16 protein-coding genes are annotated in these 18,567 nt (G+C 65.2%); 6 read left to right on the top strand and 10 right to left on the bottom strand.

Annotated elements, in window-relative coordinates:
* Positions 1-3: 3 nt before the first annotated feature.
* Positions 4-1,512, top strand: coding sequence for a carboxylesterase/lipase family protein (locus tag PV760_RS08530; protein WP_354627564.1), 1,509 nt, complete (start codon positions 4-6; stop codon positions 1,510-1,512).
* 83 nt (positions 1,513-1,595) lie between these two features.
* Here PV760_RS08530 and PV760_RS08525 read toward each other — a convergent pair whose 3' ends face one another.
* From PV760_RS08525 to xylA, 7 genes are all read right to left on the bottom strand, one after another.
* Positions 1,596-2,507 carry an aldose 1-epimerase family protein gene (locus tag PV760_RS08525; protein WP_354627563.1) on the bottom strand — a complete coding sequence of 304 codons (912 nt, stop codon included), beginning with the start codon at positions 2,505-2,507 and terminating at the stop codon, positions 1,596-1,598.
* Positions 2,504-4,039, bottom strand: a complete 1,536-nt coding sequence (araA, locus tag PV760_RS08520) for an L-arabinose isomerase (RefSeq protein WP_354627562.1) — start codon at positions 4,037-4,039, stop codon at positions 2,504-2,506. The genes PV760_RS08525 and araA overlap by 4 nt, the downstream gene beginning before the upstream one ends.
* Before the next feature lie 56 nt (positions 4,040-4,095).
* Positions 4,096-4,803: an L-ribulose-5-phosphate 4-epimerase gene (locus tag PV760_RS08515; protein WP_018778151.1), complete on the bottom strand. Its 708-nt coding sequence runs from the start codon at positions 4,801-4,803 to the stop codon at positions 4,096-4,098.
* The gene (gene araB / locus PV760_RS08510) at positions 4,800-6,542 is read right to left on the bottom strand and encodes a ribulokinase (RefSeq protein WP_354627561.1); all 1,743 of its coding nucleotides are present in this window, start codon (positions 6,540-6,542) and stop codon (positions 4,800-4,802) included. The genes PV760_RS08515 and araB overlap by 4 nt, the downstream gene beginning before the upstream one ends.
* 173 nt (positions 6,543-6,715) lie before the next feature.
* Positions 6,716-7,699 carry a LacI family DNA-binding transcriptional regulator gene (locus tag PV760_RS08505; protein WP_354627579.1) on the bottom strand — a complete coding sequence of 328 codons (984 nt, stop codon included), beginning with the start codon at positions 7,697-7,699 and terminating at the stop codon, positions 6,716-6,718.
* 69 nt (positions 7,700-7,768) lie between these two features.
* The gene (locus tag PV760_RS08500; protein ID WP_354627560.1) at positions 7,769-9,199 is read right to left on the bottom strand and encodes a xylulokinase; all 1,431 of its coding nucleotides are present in this window, start codon (positions 9,197-9,199) and stop codon (positions 7,769-7,771) included.
* 87 nt (positions 9,200-9,286) lie between these two features.
* Entirely contained in the window at positions 9,287-10,474 is a 1,188-nt protein-coding gene (gene xylA / locus PV760_RS08495) for a xylose isomerase (protein ID WP_354627559.1), read from the bottom strand.
* A 141-nt stretch (positions 10,475-10,615) separates the two neighbouring features.
* Here xylA and PV760_RS08490 point away from each other — a divergent pair, with 141 nt between their 5' ends.
* The 3 genes from PV760_RS08490 to PV760_RS08480 all read left to right on the top strand — a co-directional run bounded on the left by PV760_RS08490 (position 10,616) and on the right by PV760_RS08480 (position 13,207).
* Positions 10,616-11,821: an ROK family transcriptional regulator gene (locus PV760_RS08490; protein ID WP_354627558.1), complete on the top strand. Its 1,206-nt coding sequence runs from the start codon at positions 10,616-10,618 to the stop codon at positions 11,819-11,821.
* Positions 11,822-11,921: 100 nt separating this feature from the next.
* Positions 11,922-13,001 carry a YihY/virulence factor BrkB family protein gene (locus PV760_RS08485; protein WP_055972899.1) on the top strand — a complete coding sequence of 360 codons (1,080 nt, stop codon included), beginning with the start codon at positions 11,922-11,924 and terminating at the stop codon, positions 12,999-13,001.
* A gap of 11 nt (positions 13,002-13,012) precedes the next feature.
* Entirely contained in the window at positions 13,013-13,207 is a 195-nt protein-coding gene (locus tag PV760_RS08480; protein ID WP_035733800.1) for a hypothetical protein, read from the top strand.
* Between the two features lie 139 nt (positions 13,208-13,346).
* Here the strand turns inward: PV760_RS08480 and PV760_RS08475 are convergent, their stop codons facing one another.
* The 3 genes from PV760_RS08475 to PV760_RS08465 are packed head-to-tail and all read right to left on the bottom strand — an operon-like array spanning position 13,347 to position 16,566.
* On the bottom strand, positions 13,347-14,186 hold the full coding sequence (locus PV760_RS08475) for a sugar phosphate isomerase/epimerase family protein (RefSeq protein WP_354627557.1): 840 nt from the start codon (positions 14,184-14,186) through the stop codon (positions 13,347-13,349).
* On the bottom strand, positions 14,183-15,397 hold the full coding sequence (locus PV760_RS08470) for a dihydrodipicolinate synthase family protein (protein ID WP_039243114.1): 1,215 nt from the start codon (positions 15,395-15,397) through the stop codon (positions 14,183-14,185). Before PV760_RS08470 ends, PV760_RS08475 begins: the two co-directional genes overlap by 4 nt.
* Positions 15,397-16,566, bottom strand: coding sequence for a Gfo/Idh/MocA family protein (locus tag PV760_RS08465; protein WP_018778161.1), 1,170 nt, complete (start codon positions 16,564-16,566; stop codon positions 15,397-15,399). Before PV760_RS08465 ends, PV760_RS08470 begins: the two co-directional genes overlap by 1 nt.
* Positions 16,567-16,761: 195 nt before the next feature.
* Here PV760_RS08465 and PV760_RS08460 point away from each other — a divergent pair, with 195 nt between their 5' ends.
* Both PV760_RS08460 and PV760_RS08455 read left to right on the top strand, forming a co-directional pair.
* The gene (locus PV760_RS08460) at positions 16,762-17,799 is read left to right on the top strand and encodes a LacI family DNA-binding transcriptional regulator (RefSeq protein ID WP_018778162.1); all 1,038 of its coding nucleotides are present in this window, start codon (positions 16,762-16,764) and stop codon (positions 17,797-17,799) included.
* Complete coding sequence (locus tag PV760_RS08455) at positions 17,796-18,566, top strand: alpha/beta hydrolase (protein WP_354627556.1); 771 nt, start codon at positions 17,796-17,798, stop codon at positions 18,564-18,566. Before PV760_RS08460 ends, PV760_RS08455 begins: the two co-directional genes overlap by 4 nt.
* The last annotated feature ends 1 nt before the right edge of the window (position 18,567 follow it).

The following is an 18,567-nucleotide window of genomic DNA, read 5'->3' as shown; positions in this document are numbered from 1 at the left end:
CGCATGACCCCGTCACTTTCCCAGGAGTTCGCAGAAGTCCCGACGACGGCAGGAGCCGTACGTGGCCGCTGGCGGGAAGGCTCCGCAGCCTTCCTCGGAATACCGTATGCCGAACCACCCATTGGCGACCTTCGTTTCGCTGAGCCCGTGCCGCACCAGCCGTGGGAGGGCGTCAGGGATGCCCTCGACTATGGAGCCACGCCGCAGCGGAGACTTCCGGACTCGGAGCTGATCATCACTCCGGAGCCCTCCATTCCCGGCGACTCCATCCTCAACCTGAACGTCTTCACGCCAAGCCCTTCCAGGAACCCGGACGGTGGCCTCCCTGTGCTGGTCTGGATCCATGGTGGCGGCTTCATCGCCGGCTCGCCGGCGAGCCCCTGGTACGACGGTGTTTCGTTCAACCGGGACGGTGTGGTGACCGTCAGCATCTCCTATCGCCTGGGATTCGACGGATTCGGCTGGATTCCGGACGCACCCAACAACAGGGGCGTTCTGGACTGGATCCTCGCCCTTGAATGGGTCCGCGACAACATTGAAGCTTTCGGTGGGGACCCCTCCCGCGTGACGATTGCGGGTCAGTCCGCTGGAGGGGGAGCAGTGATGACTTTACTCACGGTGTCTCGTGCCCAGGCACTGTTCGAGAGGGTCATTTCACTCTCCGGAGTCCCCACCGAGAGGACGCTGGGCCAGGCGGAGGCCGCCGGCCGCCGCCTGGCCCAGTTGGGGGGAGTCGAAGCGACGCGCGCCGGCTTGTCGGCACTTTCCGAGGAACGCGTCCTTGAACTGCAGGCTGAAGTAGCGGGGATGGGTGGGACGCCCCAACATGCAGACCCCATCGCGTCGCTCGCTGACCTCATGCGGGACGGCCTGGTGTTTGGACCGGTGGTTGACGGCGTTCTGATTCCGGGGCCAACGGTTGAGGCCATGCGCCTGGGGAACGGTTCGGACAAGGCTCTGTTGGTGGGCTGCACTGACCATGAGTTCAACATGTCGACGGCGGGTGCCGGCCCGTTGTTGCCCAAGGAACCGGACGCGGCCCTGCTGGAAAGGTTGGGTGCCTCGCCGGAGATAGCCGAAGCCTACTTGGCAAGCCACCGGGGGCTTCCGAGCGAGGTCTTGGCTGGCCAATATGTTTCCGACAGGATTTTCCGCACGCCTACTCTGAACGTTGCCGAGGCCCGTGCCGGCTCGGCGGCACCCACGTGGGTTTACCGCTTTGCTTGGCGGTCACCGGTCACCGGGGATGCCGGCCATTGCTTCGACATCCCGTTCTTCTTTGATGTGACCTCTGCCGAACGTGTGGCCGCGATAGCCGGCGACGAACCGCCCGCGGCTTTGGCTGCGGACGTGCACGGAGCGGCGGTGGCCTTCATCCGGGATGGCCAGCCGGGGTGGACACCCTGGGACGCCGGTGACCACCAGGTGCGGGTCTTCGACGAGCCAAGCATCGACGTCGAGGACGGTTACGCGGACGTGCGGCTCCTGCAACACGTCCCCTCGGTCCGGTAGCGAAGCCGGAGTCCTTCCCGGTTGGTCGACGAAAGAGCCCGGCCCGCACGGAGTGTTTCCGTGCGGGGCCGGGCTCGTTGCAGCTATAGCGCGTAGATGCTCCAGGACGCCGTGTGTTCGGCGCCGGGTTCAAGCCGGACCAGGTCCGTGCCGCTGTTGAAGGCATCGGGTGGACACGTCATGGGCTCCGCCGCCAGGCCCAGCCGGTTGGGCAGGGGGTCTGGCTTGTCGGCGGTATGGATCTGCAGCCACTTGCAGCTTTCGTCCCATGACATACCAACACCGGACATACCGACTCCGGTGCCCGCCGGGTCGCGCAGTGACAGCCGCGCCAGCCCGCCGTCGAAGGAGAGGTCCGTGAAGGCATGATCGATCTCTGTGCTGCCGATGGTCCGGGCGGTGCGGAAATCGAAAGCGTGGCCCTCCGTGGGGGCAAGACCCACCGGCAGGAGCCTGTCAGGTGTCACCTCGAGGAACGAGTCTGCGGCGAACTCAAGAACCCATTCATCCAGTGGCGACGGACCTGCCACCAGGTACGGGTGGGGGCAGACGCCGTAGGGTGCAGCGACGTCGGCCACGTTGCGTGCGTTCATGGTGGTGCGCAGGCCCTTCCCGTCCAGCTCATATCGTGCCGCGAGCTCCAGTACGAACGGGTAGCCCTCGCTTGGTCCCACGGTGCAGGTGAGGGTGAGCGAAGCGGCGTCGGACTCCAACAGGGCCCAATCGAGCACAAAGGCGAGGCCATGCAGCGCTGTTTCCCGCTCGGGTTCGTTAACCGGCAACTGATGCTCGACGCCGTCGAAACTGTACTTGCCATCAGCGATCCTGTTGGGCCACGGCGCGGCGATGATGCCACGGTAGTCCGGGATCGGGCCGCCTTCCGGGAAGGGAACCACCAGGTCCCGGCCCTCGAACTGCAGGACACGCAACGCTGCGGCGCGTGCGGCCACAACAGCCGTGTAACCGCCGGCGGTCAGCGTGTATTCAGCGCTCACAGGCCGCCGGCCAGTTTGTAGTAGGCGGCGTTCCAGGCGAGTTCCTTCTTGAACTGCTTGATGGTGGTGTCCTCGTCAATGGTGAGAAGTTCGGTCTTTGCGATTTCGGCGAAGTCCTCGAACACGTCCAGGCCCACCTGCGTGGACAATACCGTGTGGTGCGCAGCGCCGGCAGTCAGCCACGCGGCGGCCGAGGTAGCGAAGTCGGGCTTCGGCTCCCAGAGCGCGCGGGCCACCGGAAGGTTGGGCAGCGGCTGGTCAAGGTCGACGACGTCCACCACGTTCGCGACCAAGCGGAACCGGTCGCGCATATCGGACAGCGCTACCACGACGCCGGGTCCGGCGTCGGTGTCGAAGACCATGCGGACGGGATCTTCCTTGCCGCCGATGCCCAGCGGGTGGATCTCGACGCGCGGCTTCCTGGCGGTCAGTGAAGGGCAAACCTCCAGCATGTGGGCGCCCAGGATCTTCTCCGAGCCGGGTTCCAGGTGGTAGGTGTAGTCCTCCATGAGCGAGGCGCCGCCGGGCAGCTCGCCGCCCATGACCTTGGCAGCCCGCACCAGGATGGCGGTTTTCCAGTCGCCCTCTGCGCCGAAGCCGTAGCCGTCAGCCATGAGGCGCTGGACAGCCATGCCGGGGAGCTGGCGCAGCTCGCCGAGGTCCTCGAACGAGGTGGTGAACGCTGCGGAACCGTTGGCTTCGAGGAAGCTGCGCAACCCCAGTTCGATGCGGGCGCTGTACCGCAGCGACTCGTGGCGGGCGCCGCCTGCCTTCAGCTCGTCAACCACCTCGTAAAGGCGCTCATACTCCGCAACCAGGGCGTCGACGTCGGACTCTTCAGCGCCGTGGACGGCATCGGCCAGGTCGTTGACGGACCAGGTGTTGACCGAGACGCCGAAGCGCAGCTCGGCTTCGGTCTTGTCGCCTTCGGTGACGGCGACATTGCGCATGTTGTCGCCAAAGCGGGTCAGCTTCAGCGTGCGGACGGCGGCCCAGCCCGCCGAGGCGCGCTGCCACGCACCCACTTGGCGGGCGACCTCAGGGTTGCTGACATGCCCCACGACGGTCTTCCGCGGCACGCCGAGGCGCGACTGGATGTACCCGAACTCGCGGTCGCCGTGGGCTGCCTGGTTGAGGTTCATGAAGTCGAAATCGATGTCCGCCCAGGGGAGGTCGCGGTTGGCCTGGGTGTGCAGGTGCAGCAACGGCTTGCGGAGCGCGTCCAGGCCCTGGATCCACATCTTGGCAGGGCTGAAGGTGTGCATCCAGGCGGTCACGCCGATCACGGAGTCATTCGAGTTTGCTTCCAGTGCGGTGCGGCGGATTGCATCGCTGTCCGTGAGGACCGGCTTCCAGACGAGCTTCACGGGGACATCGCCGGCAGCGTTCAGGACGTTGGCAATCTCCTGCGACTGCGCGGCGACCTGCTTGAGGACGTCCTCACCGTAGAGGTGCTGGCTGCCGGTGAGGAACCAGACCTCGTACCGGTCAAGCGATGTGGAGTTGGCGGAGGCGTTGTTGGCGGTGGGCATTTTCGTGGGCTCCTGGGTGGCTTTGACGTAAGCGTGGGCTTGTTGGCTGGGCCGCCTCAGCGGCCGTAAACGTTCTGGTAGCGGTCGTACAGGGACTCGATCTTGGCCTGGTCAATGGGCAGCGGCTCCCCGAGCTGGCGCGAAATGTGGACGGTCCTGGCCACTTCCTCGCACATCACAGCGGCTTTGACGGCCTCGCGGGCGGATTTGCCGATGGTGAACGGGCCATGGTTCTGCATCAGCACTGCCGGTGAGTTGGAGTTCTTCAGCGTCTCAACGATGCCCTGGCCGATGGAGTCGTCGCCGATCAGCGCGAACGGTCCGACAGGGATCGGTCCGCCGAATTCATCGCCCATCATGGTGAGCACGCAAGGGATTTCCTCGCCCCTGGCTGCCCAGGCCGTGGCATAGGTTGAGTGGGTGTGCACCACGCCGCCGACCTCGGGCATGTGCCGGTAAACGTAGGCGTGCGCAGCGGTATCCGAGGACGGTGAGAGGTCCGGGTTGCCCCAGTCAACTGTCCCGCCGCTGCCGGTGTTCATGCCCCGGACGGGCGTGCCGAAAAGATCGGTGACCACCATGAGCTCCGGCCTGAGGTCATCGTAGGAAACGCCCGACGGCTTGATGACCATCAGGTCGTGCCCGGGGATGCGGCCGGAGACGTTGCCGGCGGTCCAGACCACCAGTTCGTAGCGGGTCAGTTCGGCATGGAGCCCGCAGACTTCCTCGCGGACTTTGGCGATGGTGTCAAGGAGGTTGCTCATGCGGACACCCGCTCTGCAGCATCGGAGGAGGAGTTCGACGCCGGTTCGGCCACCTCGCTGGTGCCCTGCGCCTGGCGTTGGATCGCCTTGAGACGGTGCATGACGTTGTTGCTTCCCCGGCCGAAGTAGTCGTGGAGGGTCTTGTACTCCTGGAAGAGCACCTCGTACGCGGCGACGTTCTCCGGGATGGGCGTGTAGACGGCGCCGGGAGCGGCGGCCATGGAAGCGGCTGCTTCGCGGATGTCCTTGTACTTGCCGGCTGCCACTGCCGCGTGGATTGCTGAGCCAAGCGCTGGACCCTGTTCGGATCCGATGGTGGAGAGCTGCAGGCCAGTGATGTCGGCGTAGACCTGCATCAGGAATTTGTTCTTCAAGAGGCCGCCGGCCACGATGAACTCCTTGACCGGCACACCGGAATCGCGGAAGGCGTCCACGATGGTCCTTGTGCCGAAAGCGGTGGCCTCCAGCAAGGCCCGGTAGCTGTCCTCCGGCTTGGTGGCCAGGGTCTGGCCCACCACCACGCCGGAAAGCTCATGGTCCACCAGCACGGAGCGGTTTCCCGAGTGCCAGTCCAGGGCGATCAGGCCGTGCTCGCCGATGGCCTGCTTCTCTGCCAACTCAGTGAGGTACTCGTGGATCCCCAGGCCTTTTTCTGCTGCAGCCTGGTGGTACTCGGGGGGAACACCGTTCTTGGTGAACCAGCCAAAGATGTCGCCGACTCCGGATTGGCCTGCCTCGTATCCCCACAGTCCGTCCACGATGCCGCCGTCAACCACGCCACACATGCCGGGGACCTCGCGCAGCACGTCGCCGTTCATCACGTGGCAGGTCGAGGTGCCCATGATGGCGACGAGCTGGCCGGGTTCAACGGCGTTGGCAGCCGGGGCGCTGACGTGGGCGTCCACATTGCCCACGGCCACCGCGATTCCTGCCGGCAGCCCGGTCCATCCCGCGGCTTCCTCGGTAAGGTAGCCCGCGGCATCTCCCAAGCGACCGATGGTGTGCTCCAGTTTGCTGCTGACAAAGTCCTTGAAGTCGGGGTTCAGCGCTGCCAGGAAATCTTCGGAGGGGTACTTGCCGTCCTGGAAGATGCCCTTGTATCCGGCGGTGCAGGCGTTACGGACGTAGTTGCCGCAGAGCTGCCAGACGATCCAGTCGGCCGCCTCCACCCAGTGGTCCATGGCGCCGTAGACATCGGGGTCTTCCTCAAGGAGCTGCAGGCCCTTGGCGAATTCCCACTCGGAGGAGATCAGGCCGCCGTAACGCGGAAGCCAGGCCTCGCCACGCTCTTCGGCGAGTTCGTTGATGCGGTCCGCCTGCGGCTGCGCGGCGTGGTGCCGCCACAGTTTCACGAACGCGTGGGGGCGGTCCGCGAAGCGTTCCAGTTCGTTCAGCGGGGTGCCGTCCGCCGTCGTCGGAACCATGGTGCAGGCGGTGAAGTCAGTGGCTATGCCCACCACGTTGTCCGGGTTGATGCCGGCATCGGCGACGGCGGCCGGTACGGCGTTGCGCAGGACGTCGCGGTAGTCGTTGGGGACCTGGAGAGCCCAGTCGGCGGGCAGGCGGCGGCCGCTGCCGGGAAGGTTTTCCGTCACGACGGCGTGCGGGTATTCGAACACGTCGTTTCCGAGCTCGGCGCCATCCGATACGCGCACCACAACGGCGCGGCCGGACAGGGTGCCGTAGTCCACGCCGATGACGAACTGCTCATCGAGCGGACGGTTTTCAGAGGTATTCATGGGGGTCTCCATCCGGCTGGCCAGGGCCTCATTGCCGGGGGTCGGGGTGGAAAGTGAAGAAGGTCTGATGCAATTGTTAGCGCTCACAACATTGATGTCAAGAGCAAGCCAAAGCGGGGACCGGTAAGTGCGCTTTGGGTCTTCAGGAGAGGGGCCGGCTGACCCTGTCTGCGCTAGTTGCGGAGTGCAGCCGTGGTGGACCGGACCATGAGGCGGGGAGCTACCGTAGCTGCCATTCCGGTGGATCCGCCTTCGATGCGATCCAGCAGCAGATCAATGCATCGTTGGCCGAGCTCTTCGAAATCCTGGGCAACGGTGGTCAGCGGCGGGATGAAATAGGCCGACTCCGGTTGGTCATCAAAGCCCACCACGCTGATGTCATCCGGTACCCGTACGCCGGTTTCGTTGAAGGCGCGGAGCACGCCGAGCGCCATCTGGTCATTGGCTACGAAGAGGGCCGTCATGGAACGGTCGGCGGAGATCTTCAGGCCTTCCCTGTACCCGCATTCGGCGCTCCAATCGCCCTCGATCAGTGCGGCGGGCTCAAGTCCTGCCTGGGCCAGTGCATCCTGCCAGCCCTCGATGCGCGCTGCAGCGTCAATCCAGTCCACCGGCCCGGACAAGTGGCCGATCTCCTGGTGTCCAAGTTCCAGCAGGTGTTGAACGGCCAGCTGTGCCCCTTGGCGCTGGTCAACGGTTGCCCCACTGAGGTGCTCGTCCCCGATCGACCCCACGGCCACCAGTGGGACTTGGGCGGTGATGTCCCGGAGGACGTCGAACGTGCCGGGGTGGGGGACCGTCACCACGATGCCATCCACGCCTTGGTCCATGAAATGCGCAATGGCGTCCTTGATGGTCTCCGGTGTGACTTCCCGCAAACCGGCCACGCTGACGAAATAGCCGGCGTCCCTCGCCGCCTGCTGCACGCCCAGGAGGGTGTGGGACGGCCCGTACTGCGCCAGCTCGCTGCCCAGGACTCCAATGGTTTGGGACCGCCGGGTCACCAGGCTGCGGGCTGCCGTGTTGCGCCGGTAGCCGAGCTCGGTGATGGCTTGCTCCACGCGTTCGCGCGTCTTGGAACTCACATTCGGGTGGTTGTTCAGGACGCGGGAGACGGTCTGGTGGGAAACCCCGGCCACGCGGGCGACGTCCTCCATGACAGGCGGGCGGGCTGATGCAGATTGTTCAGAGCTCACCCTGTCACGATAGAGCACCGGCAACCGTGATCAGCCGATGGCAGCCTTGGTGGCGTAATGGCGGTACCTTTCCAGGAAGGGGGCCACGCCAGCACTATCGCCGCGGTTCACGGTCAGGCCGTCCAAGGGCCATTCGGGCAGCTGGCCCGTGAGGACACCCGCGGCTTGCCGCGCAGCGCCGTCGGCCACGTATTCACCGGGCCGGGGAACAAACACGGGCAGGCCGAAGGCCGAGGCCGCCACCTGTTGGACGGCTTCGGATTGGGCGCCGCCGCCTACAAGGATGATGCGCCGGGCCTCAACGCCCTGGGCCTGAAGTGCGGACAGGCCGTCAGCCAATGAACCGATAACGCCTTCCACCGCAGCCCGGGCAAGGTTGGCGGGCTTGTAATTGGACAGGGTGAGGCCGTGGAGCGAACCGGTGGCGTCAGGAAGGTTTGGGGTCCGTTCGCCCTCGAAATAGGGGATGAGCGTCAATCCGTCGGCGCCCTCCGGGGCGGACAGTGCAAGTTCGCCGAGCTCTGTCAGGCTCACGCCCAGCAGCGCCGCTGTGGCATCGAAGATCCGCGTGGCATTGAGTGTGCAGGCCAGCGGAAGGAAGTTCCCTGTGGCGTCGGCGAAGCCGGCCACCAATCCGCTGGCATCCTCGGACGGAACATCCGAAACCGCGAAGACAGTGCCGGATGTTCCGATCGAAATAACAACATCCCCGACGGCGGCGCTCACGCCGAGTCCCGCCGCCGCGTTGTCGCCGGCTCCCGGACCAATCAGGGCGCCGGACGGGGTCTTGCCGGCCGCCTCCAACGGGCCGACTACCCCTGGCAGGATGGGCAGATGCCCCAGGGTGCTCTCCAGGACCTCCGGAAGATACCCGCCGTTGGTTGCGGAGTAATACCCGGTGCCCGATGCATCGGAGCGATCGGTGCGCAGGAGTTCCAAGGATTCCGGTCCCGTTCCCGGACCATGGCCGGCCAGGCGCCAGGACAGCCAGTCATGGGGAAGGCACACCGCAGCCGTCCGCCGGGCATTTTCGGGTTCGTTCCGTGCCAGCCAACGTAGCTTGGTGGCGGTCAGGGATGCCACCGGAACTGTCCCCGTGCTGCTCGCCCAGTACGCGGATCCGGCAGCAGGATCACCCTGTCCGGCGTCGAGAATCAGCTCCTCGGCATCCCGCGAGGAGCGGGTATCGTTCCACAACAGTGCGGGACGGACCACCTCTCCGGTTTCGTCCAGGCACACCATGCCGTGCTGCTGTCCGCCAACGGAGACGGCATCGACGTCGTCCAGGCCGCCCGCCGCCGCGATGGCTTCCTGCAGGGCTGTCCACCAATGATCCGGGTGGACCTCGGTGCCGTCGGGGTGGGAAGCCCGGCCCTGGCGGACCAGGGCGCCGGTGGCTGAGTCCCGGATGACCACTTTGCAGGACTGGGTGGAGCTGTCGATCCCGGCTACGAGAGGCATGCGTTGTTCCTTTGGCGAACCGCGCCGGGCTTGCCCAGGAAATCCTGGAACAAGCCCGGCGGCGGGGTTGCGGTGGGTTGGAGAGGTTTAGCGGGCGCCGAGGAGGTGCTCGATGGCCAGCTGGTTGAGGCGGACGAAGGCGAACGAGCGTTCGGCGGCCTTGTCGGCGTCGAACGTGTCGAATGCGCTGGCGTCAGCAAGCAGGTCCGCAGTGCTTTCGCCGGCGCCCAGCGTGCTTTCGCCGAGTTCGAACACGCCCGAGGTTGTCAGTGCTTCCTGGACTTCGGGATCTGCGCGGAAGGCCAGTGCGCGTTCCTTCAGCAGCAGGTACATGGACATGTTGGACTTGGCCGATTCCCAGACACCGTCGTAGCCGTCGGTGCGGGAAGGCTTGTAGTCGAAGTGGCGGGGGCCGGTGTACTTCGGTCCGCCGTTGGGGAAACCGTTCTCCAGGAGATCGACGGTGAAGAACGCGCTGGTGAGATCGCCGTGTCCGAAGACGAGGTCCTGGTCGTACTTGATGCCGCGCTGGCCGTTGAGGTCGATGTGGAAGAGCTTGTCAGCCCACAGTGCCTGGGCGATGCCGTGGGTGAAGTTCAGCCCGGCCATCTGCTCGTGGCCCGTTTCCGGGTTGAGGCCCACGATGTCGCCGTGTTCCAGCTGCGCGATGAACGCCAGGCCGTGGCCGACGGTGGGGAGGAAGATGTCACCGCGGGGTTCGTTCGGCTTCGGTTCCAGGGCGATCCGCAGGCCGTAACCCTTCTCCTTGATGTACCCGGCGGCGGTATCCACGCCTTCCTTCATGCGGTCCAGCGCTGCGGAGAGGTCCTTGGAACCGTCATATTCGCTGCCTTCGCGGCCGCCCCACATCACGAAGGTCTCTGCGCCAAGTTCAGCGGCGAGGTCGATGTTGCGGAGGATCTTGCTCAGGGCGAAGCGACGGATGGAGCGGTCGTTGGAGGTGAAGCCGCCGTCCTTGAAGACCGGGTGGCTGAAGAGGTTGGTGGTAACCATGGGCGTCTTCAGGCCGGTCTCGGCCAGGGCTGCCTTGAAGTTCTTAAGGATGAGATCGCGCTCGGAGGCGCTCGCATCGAAAGGAATGAGGTCGTTGTCGTGGAAAGTGATGCCGTAGGCGCCGAGTTCGCTGAGCTTGTGAACGGCGTCCACGGGATCCAGAGCCTGGCGGGTTGCCACGCCGAAGGGATCGGCGCCGGTCCAACCGACGGTCCAGAGGCCGAAGGTGAACTTGTCTGCAGGGGTGGGCTGCGGGGTCATGATTGCTCCTTTGCAAGGCAATGGGAATGAGGTGGAAAAAGACATTCCAATTAGTTTTCAATCTGAACTATATGGGCCATGATGGATCATGGTCAATGGAAGTCCACAAGAATTTTTGAATCTGCGAGGAGGTCCCTGCTGATGAATGAGCCAACCGCGCCCGGACGCGTGGGTGACGTCCGCCGTCGAAACCTCTCATTGGTGCTGGATTCGATCGCCAAAACCGTCGACGCCAAGCCCAGCCGCGCGCAGCTCGCCGCCGGCACCGGGCTCACCAAGGCCGCGGTATCCAGCCTGGTGGCCGACCTCGTGGAGTCCGGCCTGGTATCCGAGGTAGGTCTGTACCGCGACGGGGAGCGGGGGCGGCCCGGCCAGGGCCTGGAGCTTAACTCCCGACGCGGCGTTGTGGGCATGGAGATCAACGTTGATTACCTTGCCGTGGGCCTGGTGGACCTTGCCGGAAACCTGCGTTTCCATTCGGCCGTCGAGTCCCGGAACCGCGGGATGCCGCCAGCTCAGGTCATGAAACAGCTTGCAGGCTTGGCTGCCGAAGCGAAGGCCGTGGCGGCGGCAGAGGACATTGCCATCCTGGGCGGTGGCCTGGCCGTGCCCGGGCTGGTGGACTCCAAGAGCGACACGGTGCTGTCCGCTCCCAACCTTCATTGGGAGGACGAGCAGCTGCATCCGCAATCGCTGCTGGAGGGTGCGCCGCTTGGCGTCAAGCTGTCCAACGAGGCCAACAGTGCTGCCCTCGGTGAGCTTTGGTATGGCGGCGGGCGGCCCGACTTCCTCTACGTTTCAGGTGAGGTGGGCGTCGGTGGCGGCATCATCATCGGATCTGAGCTGTATACGGGCCCAGGTGGGTCTGCCGGCGAGCTGGGCCATATCGTGGTGCATCCGGAAGGCCCTCACTGCTCCTGTGGCGGGTGGGGTTGTCTGGAGACGTTCGCGGGCCAGGAGGCCATATTCGAGGCCGCGGGCGTCGCCGAAGGCACACTGGGCGAGCGGACCGGGCTGCTGTTGGCGGCGCTGGCTGCGCAGGAACCCGCGGCCGCAAAGGCGGTTCACGACGCCGGTCGCTCCCTGGGCGTCGCCCTCGCCTCGGCCTCGAGATTGATGGACATTGAAGCTGTGGTCCTTGGCGGGCATTTCGCCGTACTGGGGGAGTGGATCCGGCCGTCACTGCTGGAAAGCCTGGAGCGCTACGCGCCGGGGTTGCTGGCTCCGGAGAACCTGACGGTCTCCCGTTTGGAGCACTCCGGGACACTCCTTGGGGCCGCGGGCCAAGTTATCCGCTCTGTCATAGAGTCACCTTTCGAGTTCCTGCTGGCGAGCAAACTGGCCTGAATCGCCGGTAAGTCCGGCGGGGTTCTTCCATAGTAATCATCAGTATGCTTACTATTGATGGGTCAGCTGTTCGCGCAAACTACCCACGGACGAGTGCCCCATGACCACACAAGACTCAGCCCACACCAGCACCACCAAAGCGAGGACCGCGCCCTCTCCGGAAGACTCGCGGAAGCCGGACAGTCCCAACGACCTCGCCAAGCCCACGTGGACCTACATCGCCAAGCGCACTCTGCGTGAGTTCAGCAAGGACCAGTGCCCGGACGCGGCTGCCGGCCTGACCTACTACGCTGTGCTCTCCCTCTTCCCCGCGCTCCTGGCGTTGGTTTCCCTGCTGGGGCTCTTTGGCGATGCCGGCAAGACCACCTCGGCCATCCTTGATATCGTCCAGCAATTCGCGCCGGGTCCGGGTGTCGACGCCATGCGCCAGCCCATTGAGGAGCTCACCCGCTCCAACGCAGCAGGTTTCGCCCTGGTCTTCGGCATCCTGGTGGCCCTCTGGTCCGCCTCCGGATACACCACGGCCTTCAGCCGGGCAATGAACCGCGTCTATGAAGTGGACGAAGGCCGCGGTTTCGTGAAGTTGCGCGGCACCATGCTCGCCGTCACCATCGTGGCTGTGTTGGGCGCTGCGCTGGTGGCTGCCATGCTCGTCCTCAGCGGCCCGGTGGCGGAGGCCATCGGTGGGGCAATCGGCTTGTCCGAGGCTTTCCTGACCGTGTGGAACATTGCCAAGTGGCCGGTACTCATCGTGATCGTGGTGGCCATCATTGCTGTCCTCTACTACTTCACCCCCAACGTCAAGCAACCCAAGTTCCGCTGGATGAGCATGGGTTCGCTCATCGCGCTGGTCATTTTCGCCCTGGCATCGCTGGGCTTCGGTTTCTACGTGGCCAACTTCAGCAACTACAACAAGACCTACGGCGCCTTGGCCGGCGTCATCATCATGCTGCTGTGGCTGTGGATCCTGAACATGTCGTTGCTGTTCGGCGCCGAGTTCGATGCCGAAATGGAACGCGGCCGCCAACTCCAAGGTGGCATTGAAGCAGAAGAAAGCCTCCAGTTGCCTCCGCGTGATACCAAGCGCAGCGACAAGCAGCAGGAAAAGGAAGAGGAAGTGGTGCGCCGCGGCGAGGAGCTCCGCGAAACCCACGGCGATGACGCCAGGAAAGACAAATAGTGGGAGCGACCATGACCCCGGGCAAGGACAAGAAGCTCAAGGCCGTCAAGAGCGGCGACCGCTTGCGGATCGGCGGTGAAGTCTTCCAGGTCAGCACAGTGGAACCGCAGGAGGATTCGCCGAACATCAGGCTCGAACTGCAGGGGCACGACGGCGGTTCGGTCACCTTGATCGGGTTGCGGAAGACCCGCGTGGAAACCGGTTGAGGGATCGGGCTTTTTTCGCCTAGCCTCACCACCCTGCCGTGCGAAAAAGCGGGCTCCGGCCGTGACCTTGGCAGGAGCCCGCTCGTTTTTGGAGTGGTCCTCCCGCGGAGCTTAGGGCATCCGCGGGAGGATCACGTGGTTACGCGTAGGGGAGGACGAGCTCCGCGTAGCGCTGCTTCATGGTTTCCAGGGTGATGTCCCCGTCGGCATCCCAGATTTCCTGGTTGAAGATCTCAACCTCGATGTCGCCCTTGTAGCCGGCGTCCCTGACCCAGGTGCCGATGGTGGCGAAGTCGATGACGCCGTCGCCCATCATGCCGCGGGACAACAGCGCATCCGCAGCGATCGGCAGGTTAAAGTCGCACACCTGGTAAGAGGCGATGCGGCTTTCGCGCCCGGCGCGGTCGATCTGCGCCTTCAGCTCCGGATCCCACCAGACGTGGAAGGTGTCGACGGCGACGCCGACCGCTTTCGCGTCGTACGGCGCGGCGAGGTCCAGTGCCTGGCCAAGGGTGGAGATGAGTGCGCGGTCAGCGGCGTACATCGGGTGCAGGGGTTCCAGCACCAAACGGACACCGTTTTCGGAGGCGAAAGGAACCAGTTCCTCAAGGCGGTCGGCGACGCGCTGGCGGGCAGCGACGACGTCCTTCTCGCCGGGAGCGAGTCCGCCAACCACCAGGAACAACTCCTGGGTGTCCAGGGCAACGGCCTCCCGGACGGCCTCGAAGTTGTCAGCCAGTGCGGCTGCCTGGCCCTCGGGGTCGGCAGCGGTCAGGAAACCACCCCGGCACAACGAGGACACCCGGAGGCCGGCGTCCTTGATGAGCTTGGCAGCCTTGTCCAAGCCCGCCTCGGCCACGCGGTCACGCCACGGACCGATCGCGGGGATGCCGGCGCGGGCGCAACCATCCACAGCTTCGGCCAGGGTCCACTTCTTGGTGGTTGCACTGTTCAGGGATAGCCGTGACAAGTCGCTCATGCGCCCACCCCGTTGATCCGCAGGAAGTCGGACATCCGGAATGCGGCCAGCGAGGGGTCCTTCAACAGCCCCGCCTGGTCGGCCAGTTCGAAGGTCTTGGCCAGATGCAGGACCGAACGGCCCGAGTGCAGGCCGCCGACCATCTGGAAGCCGGGCTGCTTGCCGTTGAGCCACGACATGAACGCGATGCCTGTCTTGTAGTAGAACGTCGGTGCGCTGAAGATGTGCTTCCCGAGCTCACGGGTGGAGTCCAGGATCGCGCGCCCTTCAGCACCTTGGCCGGCGTCGTACTTCTGCAAGGCGACTGAAGCGGCAGGGTAGATGGCCGCGAAGATGCCCAGCAGTGCGTCCGAATGGTGCGTCTGGTCGCCGTCGATCAGTTCCGGGTAGTTGAAGTCGTCGCCGGTGTACAAGCGCACACCGGAAGGCAGGGCGGCGCGGAGGGCGACTTCGTGGGAAGCGTCCAGCAGCGAAACCTTGACGCCGTCAACCTTGTCCGAGTGCTCACGGATAAGGCTGAGGAACGTCTCGGTGGCAACAGAGACGTCGTCGGAACCCCAGTAGCCTGCCAATGCGGGATCGAACATGGTGCCGAGCCAGTGCAGGATGACCGGCTGATCGACTTCCTGAAGCAGCGTCGAGTAGACGTGCAGGTAGTCATCGGCGCCGTTGGCAACCTTGGCCAGCGCGCGGGACGCCATGAGGATGACCTTGGGGCCGGCTTCACTGACGACGGCGATCTGCTCGCGGTAGGCGTCGATGACGGCCTGGATTCCTGCTGCGCCTTCGGGGAGTGCAGCGATGTCCAGCTGGTCGGTGCCCGCACCGCAGGAGACGAGGTCGCGGACGGACTTGCCGGCGATGGCTGCGTCACCGGCTGCCACCACGGAAGCGGCCTCGGCGCCCGTGCGCTTGATGAGCTGCTGGGTTGCGGCCCAGTCGAGGCCCATGCCGCGCTGCGCGGTGTCCATGGCATCGGCGACGCCCAGGCCGTAGCTCCACAGCTCGTGGCGGTAAGCCAGGGTGGCATCCCAGTCGAGCTGCGCCGGAGCGCCGGGGGTGTTGTCTGCAGCTACCTCGGGGATGACGTGCGCTGCGGCGTAGGCGCGGCGGGCAGTCAACGGCGCGGTCGGCTTGACCCACGCCGTGGCGGGCTGGAGGCGGTACTCGCGGGTTCCGCCGTCGTCAGTGGGAAGAATCAGTGACGTCATTAGAGGGTGATCTCCGGGATGTCGATGGTGCGGCGCTCAGCCGAGGACTGCAGGCCGAGCTCGGCAAGCTGCACGCCGCGGGCGGCGGAGAGCAAGCCGAAACGGTGTTCGCGGCCCGCGACGACGTCGCGCAGGAATTCTTCCCACTGCAGCTTGAAGCCGTTGTCCAGCTCAGCGTTGGCGGGGACTTCCTGCCATTGGCTGCGGAACGATTCGGTGACGGGAAGGTCCGGGTTCCAGACGGGCTTGGGGGTGTGGGCGCGCTGCTGCGCAACGCACTTGTTCAAACCGGCGACGGCGGAACCGTGCGTACCATCGATTTGAAACTCCACCAGTTCGTCGCGGTAGACGCGGACGGCCCACGAGGAGTTGATCTGTCCGATGACGTCGTCGCCACCCGGGGTTTCGAGCTCGAAGATGCCGTAGGAAGCGTCGTCAGCGGTTGCCTTGTATTCCTTGCCGGCTTCGTCCCAGCGGGCGGGGATGTGCGTGGCGGTCTTGGCGTTGACGCTCTTGACCTTGCCGATGATGCCTTCAAGGACGTAGTTCCAGTGGCAGAACATGTCCGTGGTCATTCCACCGCCGTCCTCCTTGCGGTAGTTCCAGGACGGGCGCTGGGCAGCCTGCACGTCGCCTTCGAAGACCCAGTAGCCGAATTCACCACGGATGGAGAGGATACGGCCGAAGAAGCCTTCATCGACCAAGCGGCGGAGTTTCACCAGGCCGGGGAGGTACAGCTTGTCGTGAACGACGCCGGCGGTGACTCCGGCTTCCTTGCCGATCTGTGCAAGTTCGATGGCTTCCTGGAGGGTCTCGGCCGTGGGCTTCTCGGTGAAGATGTGCTTGCCGGCGCGCATGGCCTTCTTCAGCGTGGCGGCGCGGAGGCTGGTCATGGAGGCGTCAAAGATGATGTCAACGGTGGGATCGGCGATGACTGAGTCCAGGTCCGTGGTCCATTCGGAAACCTTGTGGAGTTCGGCCAGCTCGCGGATCTTGGCCTCGTTGCGGCCTACCAGGATGGGCTCGACCTGGACTTTGGTGCCGTCCTCAAGGGTGAAGCCGCCTGCGTCACGGATGGGGAGGATGGAGCGCAGCAGGTGCTGGCGGTAGCCCATGCGTCCAGTGATGCCGTTCATGGCGATGCGGATCGTCTTTGTTTCGAAACCCATGTTTTCTCCAGTGCCTTGTGTGCCGGTCGCTGTGTGGAAGCCGGTGCTTGCTCGATATGATGGGAAAGCGCATTCCCGTTGCCATCGATCATGCACCAATGCACGGAGGTTTGGCAAGCGCTTTCCCGCTTTCTGTGAAGAACTGCCATAATTTCCTTAGCGCCAGTCCGGCGCTTGACGAAGAGGAGTCTCCCCGTGGCCGCCAGCACACTCAGCGAAGTCGCCCGATTGGCCGGGGTTTCCCTGGCAACGGCCTCCCGGGTCCTCAACGGGTCCTCGCGCAAGCCTGCCGAGGATATTGCGGAGCGTGTGCGGGAAGCCGCCGACAAACTCGGTTATGTTCCCAACGCCCAGGCCCAGGGCCTCGCCAAGTCGAGCTCAGGGCTGATCGGCCTGGTGGTGCACGACATTGCCGATCCCTACTTCTCGGCCATCGCGCGCGGCGTCCAGGAAGCTGCGCGCCGGCAGAACCGTATGGTGTTGCTGGCCAGCACCTCGGGGACTCCCGCGGAGGAAAAAGAAGCGGTGGCCGCATTTGCCGCCCGCCGCGCCGACTCAATCGTGATTGCCGGTTCACGCTCGGAGCGTGCGGAAGACAAACAGGGCAATGCCGAACTCGCCGCTGAGCTGGACCGGTACTGCCGCAACGGTGGGCACGTTGGGGTAGTGGGCCATCCTGTGGTCGGAGCCAGTGCGGCCGAGGGGTACCACGTGGTGGAAGTTCCCAACGAGGAACTCGCTGCCGGCCTGGCCGGGCAACTGGCCGCCACCCATGACGGCGGTTTCGTGATCATTGCGGGTCCTGCGGGGCTCTACACCTCCGATGACCGTGTGCGCGGATTCCAGCGCGGACTGGCCGACGCCGGACGGCCGGCTGCCGAGGTCATCCGCACCGGCTTCAACCGTGCCGGCGGGTTCGAGGCCGGGCAGGCGCTTGCGGAACGAATCAAAGGGTCCCCGGAGAGGCTCTGCATCTTCGCCGTGAATGACGTCATGGCCATTGGGGTTACCGCGGCCCTGCGCCCTGAAGGGGTATGGATTCCCCGAGATGCCACGGTTGCCGGTTTCGATGACATTGAAACGCTGCGGGACTTCCGGCCCGCCTTGTCCACGGTCCATCTTCCGCTGGAGGATATTGGCCGCCTCGCAGCCGGAGATCCCGATACAGCTCCCATCTCCGGCACGGTGAAACTTCGCCGGAGTACGGAAACCCCGGTGGAATCCCAACCATGACGGTTCCAGCGGAACAGGTGCCCGCCGCGCTGACGGTGATTCCCGCCGTCGGGCGTTCCGGAGTCGCCGGGCATTCCGGCGCGCGTGCGCCTGCCGTTCTGGTGCTGCCGGGAGGCGGCTACGCGAGGCAGGCCGACCATGAAGCCGAACCCGTGGCCGAATGGCTGGCCTCTCTGGGGATCCACGCCTTTGTGCTGCGCTATCCGGTCGCGCCGCACCGGCATCCGGCCCCGCTCTTGGCCGCCAAACAGGCCATGACGTGGATTCGTGAGGGGGCGCATGGGCTGGAGATGGATCCTGGCCGGGTAGGGGTTCTGGGTTTTTCGGCCGGCGGCCACCTTGCTGCCACTTTGTCGGCGCAGGTGGCTACCGGCGATCCTGCGGTGGACGCTTCCGCTGCTGTGCCTGACCTCAGCATTCTCTGCTATCCCGTGATTTCCTTTGTGGACGCGGTGCACCAGGGGTCTGTGGACAACCTCGCCGGAACGGGTGCGGACGTCGATGCCCGGCGTGCGTTGTCAGCGGAACTGAGCGTCGACGCCGCCACTCCGCCCGCTTTCCTTTGGCACACTGCCGACGACGACGTCGTACCGCTCAGTCACAGCCTCTCCTACGCGGCTGCGCTTGGACGTGCCGGTGTTCCGGTGGAACTCCAGGTATTCCCCAGTGGCGCCCATGGGCTGGGCCTGGCGGATGGGGCGCCCGGCGCCGGGCAATGGACCGGACTCTGCGCTGACTGGCTCCGGCGCCTGGAATGGCTTGCCTAGC

It is taken from the genome of Paenarthrobacter sp. CC6 (assembly GCF_040560085.1).
GTDB lineage: Bacteria > Actinomycetota > Actinomycetes > Actinomycetales > Micrococcaceae > Arthrobacter > Arthrobacter nicotinovorans.
Note: the sequence above shows the minus strand (reverse complement) of the source record. Positions and strands in the feature narration are given on the sequence as shown.